Source organism: Neptunomonas marina (assembly GCF_004005935.1).
In the GTDB taxonomy this organism is placed as follows: Bacteria; Pseudomonadota; Gammaproteobacteria; order Pseudomonadales; family Balneatricaceae; genus Neptunomonas; species Neptunomonas marina.
On record NZ_SACQ01000003.1, the window covers coordinates 106657 to 118735 of the forward strand.

The following is a 12079-nucleotide window of genomic DNA, read 5'->3' on the forward strand; positions in this document are numbered from 1 at the left end:
ACTTGCAATAACTAATGGACTATTAGTTTAAATTGAACAGTGAGATGGGTTATGAAGGGCAGCACATTCCATCAGTTGGTCGTTTTCCGCACGATTGTTGAGGAAGGCAGTATTCGCGGAGCAGCACGTAAACTCGAGGTAGCGCCGCCCTCAGCCAGTCACGCATTAAAGCAGCTCGAAGCGCATATCGGATTGCCCCTGTTTACCCGCAGTACACGTCGCATTGAACTCACTGAAGCAGGAAAGCTACTCCATGAGCAGGTCAGTGGGGCCATCTCCACGCTCGATTTTGCACTAGAGAGCGTACAAGACTTGAACACTTCTCCCTCCGGAAAAGTCAGTATTACGTTGCCACGCTTTGCGTTCGATTTCTTTCTGCGCCCGATCTATGCCGAGTTCTGCGCGCGTTATCCTGATATCCAGTTAGAGATATCTGTTTCTGATAAGTCCGTCGATATCATCAGCGAAGGGCATGATATGGGCATTCGCTTTGGTGATCGTATCGACCCCGGCATGGTTGCCCGCCAGCTGACCGCCCCTATGCGCGAGGCGCTGTTTGTTTCAGAGAGCTATATCGAGCGCTATGGCGTGCCCAAAACGCCTGATGACTTAAAGGACCACAAGCTGATCCAATATCGTTACATCGCCTCCAATCAGTTGGCGCCGCTTTTGTTGCAAAGCCAAGGTCAGGCTGCATCTGTACAGATGCCACTTGCGTTAATCGTCAATGATACGGATGTTATGGTAGATGCAGCACGCAAGGGGCTTGGTATCGGGCGGATTGTGACACCACTGGTTGCAGAAGACTTTAAGCGCGGCTCGCTGACACCGGTTCTCGAAGCCAATTGGTACCCCTACCCCAGTCTGTTTGTCTACTTTATGCAAAATAGCCAAAAAGCACGCAGAGTCAGGGTATTGATCGACTTTTTAGTGGAGAAAGGTGCCGCGCTATTCAGCACAATACCTTAGCAGTCAGCTAGCGACTCGCTCATCTGGGGAAACATAACACCCTGTGTGCCCGCCTCCCAAGGTTGGTATTTATGCATAATTGCGCCGAATAGGTCGCTTTCAAGGTGGTGTGTGAGCCATTGTTGCAACGCAGGCCAATGCTGAGCGTTAAACCACGCTTTATCAACATGAGCGCACTGGCGGACAAACGGAAACAGCGCGTAATCGGCCAACACATAATGCGATGCCAACAGGCCTCCACCGTCTGACGCAATCTTGTGATCAAGCTCACTCAGCCAATCGGCACATTGGTCGCGATAATAGCTCATTGGATGCTCTGGATAGCGATCAGCATACTTGTATCGATCTAGCCAAGGCTTAAACGCGGTATCATTTTGCCCGATAAGCTGCATACCGCTTTCGTAGTAGCTTGCATCTAACCAGCCTTCTGGATCGGACTGCTTGAGTGCCCAATGCATGATATCCAAGCTTTCATCAACGACAGCACCGTCTGTATCAAGGAGCACAGGCACCGTGCCTTTTGGAGACGCCTCCAGCATCGCTGCGGGCTTGTTTTTTAAGATAATCTCGCGCAATTCTACTTTTACAGTGCTCGCAGCAATCGCTAAACGGGCACGCATTGCGTATGGACATCGACGAAACGTGTAGAGAATAGGACTTGTCATAGAAATAGCAGGTGTGGTTATACTTGCGCCCTAAAAAAATAATGCCGGATAGCGTACCGGTCCAGAGACAGAAAGTAAAAGGAACGCCTATGTTGCTCACGCACTATGAGCCTATACCGTCTTCGTTTTGTGACTATAACGGCCACTTGAACGAGGGCTACTATCTCGTCATGCTCACTACGGCGACCGATACCATTCTTGATCATGCCGGATTAGATGCCACTTCACGAGACAAGCACCAATTTAGCGCTTTCACCGTGCAGAATACCCTTCGCTATTTCCGCGAGGTCAAACAGGGCCAACAGGTTGTTGCGCACTCGCGTCTGCTGTCCAGCGATAACAAACGCCTGCGCTTGTGGCACGAAATGCGTGACCCAAATGACAACACGCTCATGGCCACCATGGAGAGTGTGATGCTAGCTGTGAATATGGAATCGCGCCGCTGCGAAGCATGGCCTACGGAGATTGCAGAGCAAGTTTATGCATTGCAAGAAGCACACAATACGCTTAGTTGGCCAGATGGCGCGGGCGTATCTATTACGGCCCCTGCTGAGGGCTGCATGCCAAAGTTAACCACGCTCGCCTCTGCCTGAGCTTATATAAACTCCGCTTCGCGCTACCGCTTGCAGACACTGCAACAAAAAAGAGCCTAGCTGCCTGCTAGGCTCTTTGATCAGTTAAAACGTAGTCTAGTCGTTATCGCTTGACCGGATTAGGTAATCAAACGCTCCGAGTGAAGCCGTTGCGCCCGCGCCCATTGCGATAATGATCTGCTTGTAAGGCACGGTGGTGGCATCCCCCGCACCGAACACACCTAATGCCGATGTTTGGCCACGCTCATCGACGATGATTTCGCCATGTTGCGACAGCTCAACCGCGCCCTTCAGCCATTCCGTGTTAGGCACCAACCCGATCTGTACAAAGATGCCCGCCAATTCGATATCGTGTGAGTCACCGCTTTGACGATCGGTATAGCGTAAACCGGTTACCCGCTGGCCATCTCCCACCACTTCTGTGGTCTGCGCCTGCATGATAATCTCGATGTTTTTGAGCGAGCGCGCTTTGCGGATGAGCACTTCGTCGGCACGCAGCACATCGGAAAACTCCAATACTGTCACATGGTCAACGATATTCGCCAGATCAATGGCCGCTTCAATCCCCGAGTTACCGCCGCCAATAACGGCAACCTTTTTACCTTTAAACAACGGACCGTCACAGTGCGGACAGTACGCCACGCCTTTACCACGGTACTCATGTTCACCCGGCACATTCATCTCTCTCCAGCGGGCGCCCGTTGATAGAATGATCGCTTTACTCTTTAGCTGCGCACCGTTATCTAATGTGACGGTAGAGTAACCTCCAGGCTGCTCTGCCGGTTCAAGATGCGTCGCACGCACGCCGGTATTCACATCAACATCATACTCTTTGACATGCTGCTCAAGATCGCGAACCAGTTTCGGGCCATCCGTCGCCGCAACCGAAATAAAATTCTCAATCGCCATCGTGTCCGCGACTTGCCCACCAAAACGCTCAGCTAATACACCTGTGCGAATCCCTTTACGTGCCGCATAGATCGCAGAAGCCGCACCAGCAGGCCCACCCCCTACAACTAAGACATCGAAGGGCTCTTTTGCATTGAGCGATTCTGCCCGTTCGCTATCGCTGGTGGTATCTAACTTCGCCAAAATATCACTCAATGACATACGGCCTTGGCCAAAGAGTTCATCGTTTAAGTACACCGCTGGAACCGCAAGAATATTGCGTTCTTCAACCTCCTGCGGGAAGAGCCCACCATCCACCATGGTGTGGGTGATATTCGGGTTTAACGCCGCCATCAAGTTAAGCGCTTGCACAACCGCAGGGCAGTTCTGGCACGACAGCGAAATATATGAAACAAAATCCAAGCGCTGATCAAGCGTACCAATCTGCGCTAATAAAGCTTGATCCTCTTTCGAGGGGTGACCACCTGCTTGCAACAACGCAAGCACAAATGATGTAAATTCGTGACCCATTGGGATTCCGGCAAAGGCAACCCGCGATGTTTCACCTGCGGGGCTGACTTGCAAGCGCGGGATTCGCCCTGCTGCGCCAGATTCTGTTTGGGTAGAGACCTTATCGGAAAGCTCCGCTACATCGTTAGCCAATGCGTGCAGCTCTTTCGACTTGGCCGAATCGTCAACATAAACCGTTAAGACGATAGGTTGCTTTAAGTTAGTTAAGTACTGGGATAGCTGTTCGCGAATCGTAGCGTCTAACATAGTGCCTCCAAATAAGTCTGAAACGCCTGCCCCGCAGGGCAGGCTGGGTATCGCTATTTAGATCTTGCCAACAAGGTCCAACGAAGGTGCTAGCGTCTCTTCACCTTCCTTCCATTTTGCTGGGCATACTTCACCTGGGTGAGCTGCAACATATTGCGCTGCCTTGATTTTACGCACCAACTCACCCGCGTCTCGGCCGATACCACCGGCGTTAATTTCGATGATCTGGATTTTGCCCTCTGGGTCGATCACGAATGTGCCACGTTCTGCCAGACCCGCTTCTTCGATCATCACACCGAAATTGCGCGTGATAGCACCTGTTGGATCACCGATCATTGGGAACGAGATCTTTTGGATCGTGTCAGAGGTGTCGTGCCACGCTTTGTGCGTGAAGTGCGTGTCAGTCGATACGCTGTATACCTCAACGCCCATACCTTGAAGCTCTGGGTAGTAGTCAGCCAAATCGCCTAGCTCTGTTGGGCACACGAATGTGAAATCTGCAGGGTAGAAAAACACAACTGACCATTTACCTTTCAGGTCTGCGTCAGAAACTTCGATAAACTCGCCATTGTGAAATGCGGTAGCGTTGAATGGCTTAACTTCAGTGTTGATCAGTGTATGTGACATGATTCTCTCCTTTGAGATGATGTATGTGTTCGACAGGAGAGATAGTAAAAAACCGGCTTTTATTTCGGAAATTAATAGTTTCTAAGAGTGTGATAGAATTTTCTAATTGAACGATTAAGAACAACTATGCAAGCCAATAAGCAGGATGTATCAATGACTAACCCCGGCGCCAATGACCCTCTTCACGGCATCACACTCAAACACATCGTTACCGAGTTGGAGGCCTTTTATGGATGGGAGGGGCTAGCAAAGCAGATCGATATCAATTGCTTCAAAAAAGATCCTAGCATCAATTCAAGCCTGAAATTTCTGCGCCGCACACCATGGGCACGCGATAAAGTCGAAGCACTTTATCTTAAAACAGAGCTAAAAAAGCGACGCAATAAGGGCTAGCCTACCCCCAGTAATGCTTGAAGCACTACAACTAGTAATTGCCCCGATAGGCTCGATTCAGCGACAATTAAAAAAACTTGAGTAATCTACTCGGATTAATAGCAAAACAGACAACGTCCAAGGATCGGTCTCTTTGTCAGTTGATACCAAGTTTTGAGTATTTTCACGAGAGAATGAGTCTTGGCAGATGCTTAGAAAGAGTCGTAATACGCTCGTTATTACCTTAGCGCTCCTCCTCTTAATTGAGATAGCCTTGCAGGTGCGTTCCCACATTCGGTTTGGACAAAGTGTTTTCAACGCGCTAGCAAATGAAACGACCTATCAGTTTAACGAACAACTTGGCATAAAACTGCTCCGTCCAAACCATACACTTGCTGGTTCAAACGCGGTCATCACAACGAATGCTTTGGGCCTGCGTGATGATGATCTTGAATCCCCAAAGCCCGAAAATCAGTATCGTATTGCGTTAGTGGGTGCCTCTACGGTGATGGGAACCTATACACGGAATAACGGTGACACACTCTCCTATCAGTTACAGGACATTCTGAATAACAGTCTTGATAAAACGTCACGACCGATGCGCGTAATAAATGCGGGGATCGCTGGTTACTCACTGCAAGATCAGAGAAAGATCGTCGATAACCTGCTATCTAAGCTCGATGTTGATCATTACATCTTGTACACGGGATTTAACGACCTTGGCGGCTATTGCAAACCGAGTCAGAGTGCAGCGGAAAAAGATGACTACTCTCTCCCTACGCTGGCGTTGCCGAAGTGGCTACTCACCACCGAATTAATCACGAAAAATACGGTAGCCTTGCGAACATCGCTTGCAAAAAGTCAGGCACTATTGAATCCCCAAGACGTTGATAAGAGCGAGTTCAGCCACAACCTAGAAGCACTGCTGCAAAGCTTAAAGCGCACCGAAAAGCCCGTTTTAGTGATAGGCAACGCCGCAGCATTTCGGCGAGATATGCCACAGGAGCAGCAAGCCAACTTGTCAGAGACCGCCCGTTACTATAATGGCTGCTTTGACACCGCGGGGTTACTGACACTCTATGACGCACATAATGACATGATCCGCACAGCGTCTGAGGAAAACGGGATGCGGTTCTTTAATTTACAGAGTGAATTACCAGGTGGGGAGGAATGGTTCGGTGATTCATCACATTTCTCTGTTAAAGGTAACAAACGCGTTGCTGAAATTATTGCGGCAAAAATAGCCCCCGACTTACCGAACAACAAGGAGTAAGGTGTGGCTTTTCAGTCTTTTCATTATGTTGTTTTTTTCCTCGTTATTTTTGGCTTGGTGAGAGGCGTATTCCGCGACAACCACGATGCGAAAAAGAACTGTTTGCTAGCAGCCAGTTATTACTTCTACATGTGTTGGGATTGGCGCTTTGCTGGGTTAATTTTCGGCATCACCTTAATTAACTACATCATTGGCCAGAAAATCGCCGATGCTACAGATCAACCGAAAAAGAAAGCTTGGCTGACGCTCTCATTGGTCAGTAGTTTGGGGATACTCGCTTACTTCAAATATACCAACTTCTTTATCGACTCATTCAACACATTGCTCACCAACCTAGGTGTCGAAACATCGCTACCTTTGTTAAGCATAATCCTACCTGTGGGAATCTCGTTTTATACGTTTCAGAGCATTAGCTACTCGTTGGATATCTATCGAGGCAGGCTAAAACCGGTCAGCAGTTTGCGTGATTTTTCTCTGTTCGTAGCATTCTTCCCACAGCTTGTCGCTGGGCCCATTGTGCGGGCAAGTCACTTTTTGCCGCAGCTCGAAGAAGGCTACAAAGAGGAGCAGAAAAACCCAGTAGAATCTGGCGTCGCACTGATAATACGCGGCTTTATAAAGAAAATAGCCATTGCCGATGTTTTAGCCGTGCATATCGTTGACCCTGCGTTTGCATCACCGGGTGACTACTCTCCTTGGTTCTTGCTCATCGCGCTGTATGCGTACAGTTACCAAGTTTATATGGACTTCTCTGGCTATACAGACATTGCCAGAGGTACGGCACGGTGTTTAGGGTTTGAACTGCAGATCAACTTTGATCGCCCTTATAAAGCCACCAGCATCGGCGACTTTTGGCGCCGTTGGCATATATCAATGTCATCTTTCTTTCGGGACTACTTATTCTACGGCCTCGGCGGCTCCAAGTATGGCAACGTGTATGTCAACCTATTCATTACTTTCGTTGCTATCGGCGTTTGGCACGGTGCCGGATGGAATTTCGTCGTGTACGGTATTTGCCATGCCAGCATGATCGCCTACGAGCGTTGGCGCATGAACCGTCGCAAAGCTGCTGGCTTACCTCCCCTTGAATACACTGGGCTGCATTGGATCTGGCGTGTATTTTGGATTTTTACCCTCGTATCTCTCACAAGAGTGCTATTCCGTGGCGGGAGCCTTGACGATGCGTGGCTATATGTAGAAGCGATGACGAACTTCACGAATACACACACGCCGATAGGCTTAGTGGGTGGCGCAACACTCTTGATCGCCACTGCGCTGCATTACACGCCATCAAAATGGACATTTGAGTGGAAGAATATCTACTGCCGTATGCCTTCATGGTTACAAGCGGGAGTTATCGTAACCACAACATACCTCGTGGTGGCATTTTCAACCGGCACTGCACCGTTTATCTACTTTCAGTTCTGATGTTCTGACCACGTTCCTAAGGTGTACTCCGTTGCCTCCCCACTGCGTTGAGAGCTATCGCGATAGTTTAGGAAACGGGTTGCAAACGCCAAGAAAAAAGCCGCATGACGCGGCTTTTTTATCACTCTCCTCTTACTCTGGGACGGTTAAAACACCGTCCGCATAGGTGATGGGTTGGGCGCTCGCATCGCCGATAGGCGGCAAATCAGTTTGCGCCAAACTACCATTCGGTGCCGCTGCAGCAACAACCTGACTATGTGGCAGCTCGGCTCCTGTTGTTAGATGAGACCACATCAGATCCATCGCCTGCTTAAAGTAATAGTCGATGGGCACATAGTTCATACCCGCTGTTGCATATAGCTGGTTAAGCACGTCCAAATGTTGCGAGTTGGTGACCTCGTAGTAGCGTAACTGGCTTTTATCGCCCTCAACTTGCTGGTTAAGTGCATAGTAGGGACGCGAAGAGTGGTTGACCGGAATCAGCGCATCTGCGCGGCCATGAACAATAATGGTAGGCAGTCCACGCAGATCACCGGTGCCGCGAACTTCGTCAATGCCCTGCATTAAACGACCATGCAGTGAGTTGTCTGAGTTGCTATAAAGGTCATACCAGCATTGCGCACCTTCGAAGTTGTAGTCGAAAAGGCCATTGGTTGAGCGCGTTGCAATCTGCAGTTGCGGCCCATCTGGCGAGTCGTTTTTGATGAGGAAAATATTCGCGGTACGTGGGATACCGTTACTCGTCGCTGCAAGTGTCGCTACTGAGGTGTTAGCCGTTGGCGTCACGCCATCAACCGCCGACATACTGATGTTACATAGGTTGTCGACCACCGAACTGCGGGTGTAAGCAGGGCCATACGTTGCCAATAACGATTGGAACAGATTGATGCCCGCATAGCCCACCAGCAACTTATCGGATTCAGGAAGGAAACCCGCACTATTCAGCGCATCTTTGGCATAGGTGCCAAGCGTTGCATAGTCAGAGGAAGCAGGAATCATCCCTGCACTGACCAAAGCATCACAGCGCTGTGGCGCAATAGACGTCAGAGCGAATAGTGCACCGTTGTTGTCAGGCGCTAACGCGGCACAAGGCGCATACAGCTCAGCTAAAGCAAAGTACTCATAGGCAGCTTTGGAGTGCTCGCTCACCGGCGTTCGATTGCCCATGGCGATCGAAAACGGCGCTGGTGCTTGTTGTGGGTTGATATTGGGTTCGCCCACGACAACCGCATCAATTAAGCCGTGAGCATCTTGCTCAGCCGCACGCAACGAGGCACCGCCGCCGTTCGATACACTCGCAGCGATCACTAGGGTGTTATCGCTGTTGAGCTTAGCATCGGGGTACTGCTCATTGAGTTGGGCAAAGGCAAAGCGGATCGCCTCCAGCGTCTCTTTACCCCAATCCTTTTCAATATTCTTTTGCGAGTGTGCATGCTTGTATGCATAGCGATGCGGGTTGTTCGCCACATAATCAGCCAACTCAGCTGCGCTTGGCGGTGTGACGCCACCATACTCAGCACTGGGCTTAGCGAGCGCTTCTTGTGTGGGTACTTGGAACGAGAGTTCCTCTTGAGCACCAGCTATAGCGATAGGGTTCAGTTGCAAGCCATAGCCGATACCTTGAGTCAGATCCACGGCGCCGGTGCCTTTATTGGCATCGGTATAGGCGGCGGCACAGCCATGCTCAACCGCCCATGCCCCCGAGGTCCCAATCGCGCCATAAACCCCTCGCGAGCCAGACGATGGCGCCGCCACAATACAGGCCTTGTTGGGATTGAAGTTATCAGGTATCTGCACCATCACGGTGGAGCGGTTGATGCCCTCCCCAACAAACGCGAGATATTCGTGACCGGGATAAACGGTATTGTCCATCGGACCATAAAGGCGACCAAAGCCCCCTGCATCTGATGAGTCAACTAGGGCTCGGTAGTTCGCACTGATCGCTTGGCTGCGCAGTTCCGCCTTAGCTGGGTTATTTGGGTCGGTATAGAAACTGGCTGGCGGCGTTTGTAAACCGCTGAGGCCAAAACCACCGAGCAAACCATCACCACTACCGTCGTAGTATGTTTTAGCCACTGGGCCGATATTTGTTGGCGCTGGAACGGCTGCCGAGTTGTCGCTACTCGAACCACACCCCACCATCACAAGCGACATAGATGAACAGGCAAGTACAGCCGATAACTGCTTGAAACCTCTCGTATTCTTCACGATATAACCTCTTTTTTATATTTTTTGTCGAGATCGAGAAAGCGGACTCGGAGGTGCGAAAGAAACGTTAGCATCCTGCCAGTACAGCTTTCCCTAGCATGCACAGATGAGCTGCGCATCGTTCCATCAAAGCAGATTCAGCATTGCCAAACAACCGTTTATACATTAACAAATCTAATAGCGTGCTTTGAGTAAATGCACGCTTCGCCACGTCTTGCTTGCCTTGTATTAAAAACGCGCAGCAACAGCGCTGTATGACACCCATAAAAAAGGCAGCCAAATTGGCTGCCTAAACTACTAAGGGTCAAAATAGGTGAGGACTTTTAGCTCGTCACTAAACCGTGGCGATCCATAATCTCCTCGATTTCCGGCAAGCTCGCTGGATCATCGATTGTCGATGGGATCGAGTACTCGCTTCCATCTGCAATCTGACGCAGCAACTTGCGCAGAATCTTGCCCGAACGCGTCTTCGGTAGGCGCTGTACCACAATCGCCTTCTTGAAGCACGCAACCGCGCCAATCTCTTTACGAACCATGCCCACCAGCTCAGCTTCCAGTTCGTCTTCATCAACATCAACTCCGTTTTTGATCAAGACCATACCAACTGGTTGCTGGCCTTTCAGTGGATCGTTGACACCGATAACACAGCACTCAGCCACCGCTGGATGCCCTGCAACGATCTCCTCCATCTCACCGGTTGAGAGACGGTGGCCAGCGACATTAATCACATCATCCGTACGGCCCATAATAAACACGTAGCCGTCTTCATCTTTGTAACCGCCATCGCCTGTTGAGTAGTAGCCTGGATACTCAGACAGGTAACCCGTACGGAAACGCTCGAAATCACCCCATACTGTAGGTAGGCAGCTCGGTGGCAACGGCAGTTTAATGGCAATGCTACCCTGCTCCCCATTTGGCAACTCTTGACCAGCGCTGTCGAGAATTTGCACATTGAAGCCTGGTATAGGCAGCGTTGAAGAACCTGCTTTTGGTTCCTTCATCTCAACACCCGTCAAGTTGCCGCAGATTGCCCAGCCTGTTTCTGTTTGCCACCAGTGGTCAACCACTGGCTTGCCGAGGGTATCTTTTGTCCAGTGATACGTTGGCGGATCAAGACGCTCACCGGCCATAAAGATCGTCTCTAGACCTGAGAGATCATAGGGCTTGAGGTACTCAGAGTCTGGATCTTCTTTACGGATCGCACGGAACGCCGTTGGCGCAGCAAATAGCGCCTTAACCTTGTACTCTTCACATACACGCCAGAAGGCACCAGCATCTGGTGTTTTAATCGGCTTACCTTCGTACACAACGGTTGTACAGCCTGCCAACAGCGGCCCGTAAACGATATAGGAGTGGCCCACAACCCAACCCACATCGGAAGCGGCCCAGAATACTTCGCCCGGTTCAATGTTGTAGATTGATTTCATGCTGTATTTCAACGCGACGGCATGACCACCGTTATCACGTACAACACCCTTTGGTTTGCCCGTCGTACCCGAGGTATAGAGGATGTAAAGAGGATCGGTGCCTTTCACCGGCACGCAGTCAGCAGGCTCTGCTGTTGCCATCGCTTCTTGCCAGTCGATATCGCGACCTGCAACCATCTCAGCTTCCACTTCAGGGCGCTGGAACACAATGCAGCTATCAGGCTGGTGCGCTGACTTCGTAATCGCCTCATCTAGCATCGGCTTGTACGGAATGACTTTTGCAATCTCGATACCACAAGACGCCGTCACCACAACTTTTGGCTCCGCATCATCAATACGTACCGCCAGCTCATGGGGCGCAAAGCCACCGAACACAACCGAGTGGATAGCACCCAAGCGTGCTACCGCTAGCATCGCGATTACAGCTTCTGGGATCATCGGCATATAAACAACAACGCGATCGCCCTTTTCAACGCCTTGTGCTTTTAAAACGCCTGCAAATTTTGCAACCTCATCACGCAGTTCGCGGTAAGTGTAACGACGCTTTGTATCGGTTACGGGTGAGTCATAGATCAATGCATCTTGATCCGCACGGCCATTCTCAACGTGGTAATCCAACGCTAGATAAGCGGTATTCAGCTCACCGTCGGCAAACCAGCGGTAGATGCCATTTTCGTCTTGGCTCAAAATAGTTTCTGGCTGTTTAAACCACTCAACCGCTTGCGCTTTCTCTCCCCAGAACTGCTCTGGCGTTTCGATCGATTTTGAATATTCTGCCTGGTACGACATTGCGTGGGCCCTTCTGCTTGTAGATTAATTTTTCGGGACAACGATAATGCGAGCTTTATTGTT

Annotated in this window: 10 protein-coding genes; 5 read left to right on the forward strand and 5 right to left on the reverse strand. The window is 50.3% G+C overall.

The genetic code is table 11. The features are described 5' to 3' along the window. Positions 1-51: 51 nt before the first annotated feature. A complete protein-coding gene (locus EOE65_RS08100) occupies positions 52-969 on the forward strand; it encodes a LysR family transcriptional regulator (protein WP_127693811.1) in 918 nt (305 codons plus the stop codon). Here EOE65_RS08100 and EOE65_RS08105 read toward each other — a convergent pair. Then, positions 966-1634: a glutathione S-transferase gene (locus EOE65_RS08105; protein WP_127693812.1), complete on the reverse strand. Its 669-nt coding sequence runs from the start codon at positions 1632-1634 to the stop codon at positions 966-968. The genes EOE65_RS08100 and EOE65_RS08105 overlap by 4 nt on opposite strands. An 89-nt stretch (positions 1635-1723) precedes the next feature. Here EOE65_RS08105 and EOE65_RS08110 point away from each other — a divergent pair, with 89 nt between their 5' ends. Then, a complete protein-coding gene (locus tag EOE65_RS08110) occupies positions 1724-2227 on the forward strand; it encodes a thioesterase family protein (protein WP_164847054.1) in 504 nt (167 codons plus the stop codon). A gap of 96 nt (positions 2228-2323) precedes the next feature. Here the strand turns inward: EOE65_RS08110 and ahpF are convergent, their stop codons facing one another. Together ahpF and ahpC are read right to left on the reverse strand one after the other, a co-directional pair. Then, positions 2324-3892 carry an alkyl hydroperoxide reductase subunit F gene (ahpF, locus tag EOE65_RS08115; RefSeq protein WP_127693814.1) on the reverse strand — a complete coding sequence of 523 codons (1569 nt, stop codon included), beginning with the start codon at positions 3890-3892 and terminating at the stop codon, positions 2324-2326. Between the two features lie 57 nt (positions 3893-3949). After that, complete coding sequence (gene ahpC, locus EOE65_RS08120) at positions 3950-4507, reverse strand: alkyl hydroperoxide reductase subunit C (protein WP_476739124.1); 558 nt, start codon at positions 4505-4507, stop codon at positions 3950-3952. Positions 4508-4645: 138 nt separating this feature from the next. Here ahpC and EOE65_RS08125 point away from each other — a divergent pair, with 138 nt between their 5' ends. The 3 genes from EOE65_RS08125 to EOE65_RS08135 all read left to right on the forward strand — a co-directional run bounded on the left by EOE65_RS08125 (position 4646) and on the right by EOE65_RS08135 (position 7592). Continuing rightward, positions 4646-4912 carry a VF530 family protein gene (locus EOE65_RS08125; RefSeq protein WP_240656948.1) on the forward strand — a complete coding sequence of 89 codons (267 nt, stop codon included), beginning with the start codon at positions 4646-4648 and terminating at the stop codon, positions 4910-4912. Positions 4913-5099: 187 nt separating this feature from the next. Beyond that, positions 5100-6164, forward strand: a complete 1065-nt coding sequence (locus EOE65_RS08130) for an SGNH/GDSL hydrolase family protein (RefSeq protein ID WP_127693816.1) — start codon at positions 5100-5102, stop codon at positions 6162-6164. 3 nt (positions 6165-6167) lie between these two features. Continuing rightward, positions 6168-7592: an MBOAT family O-acyltransferase gene (locus tag EOE65_RS08135; RefSeq protein WP_127693817.1), complete on the forward strand. Its 1425-nt coding sequence runs from the start codon at positions 6168-6170 to the stop codon at positions 7590-7592. 132 nt (positions 7593-7724) lie between these two features. Here EOE65_RS08135 and EOE65_RS08140 read toward each other — a convergent pair whose 3' ends face one another. Together EOE65_RS08140 and EOE65_RS08145 are read right to left on the reverse strand one after the other, a co-directional pair. Next, positions 7725-9800, reverse strand: coding sequence for a 3-hydroxybutyrate oligomer hydrolase family protein (locus EOE65_RS08140; protein WP_127693818.1), 2076 nt, complete (start codon positions 9798-9800; stop codon positions 7725-7727). A gap of 323 nt (positions 9801-10123) precedes the next feature. After that, on the reverse strand, positions 10124-12016 hold the full coding sequence (locus EOE65_RS08145) for a propionyl-CoA synthetase (protein ID WP_127693819.1): 1893 nt from the start codon (positions 12014-12016) through the stop codon (positions 10124-10126). Between the last annotated feature and the right edge of the window lie 63 nt (positions 12017-12079).

What these genes read in the sequence shown, in the direction of transcription:
- EOE65_RS08100 (WP_127693811.1), top strand. Translation starts at nt 52, where the DNA reads ATGAAGGGCAGCACATTCCATCAGTTGGTCGTTTTCCGCACGATTGTT.
- EOE65_RS08105 (WP_127693812.1), bottom strand. Translation starts at nt 1,634, where the DNA reads ATGACAAGTCCTATTCTCTACACGTTTCGTCGATGTCCATACGCAATG.
- EOE65_RS08110 (WP_164847054.1), top strand. Translation starts at nt 1,724, where the DNA reads ATGTTGCTCACGCACTATGAGCCTATACCGTCTTCGTTTTGTGACTAT.
- ahpF (WP_127693814.1), bottom strand. Translation starts at nt 3,892, where the DNA reads ATGTTAGACGCTACGATTCGCGAACAGCTATCCCAGTACTTAACTAAC.
- EOE65_RS08125 (WP_240656948.1), top strand. Translation starts at nt 4,646, where the DNA reads ATGCAAGCCAATAAGCAGGATGTATCAATGACTAACCCCGGCGCCAAT.
- EOE65_RS08130 (WP_127693816.1), top strand. Translation starts at nt 5,100, where the DNA reads ATGCTTAGAAAGAGTCGTAATACGCTCGTTATTACCTTAGCGCTCCTC.
- EOE65_RS08145 (WP_127693819.1), bottom strand. Translation starts at nt 12,016, where the DNA reads ATGTCGTACCAGGCAGAATATTCAAAATCGATCGAAACGCCAGAGCAG.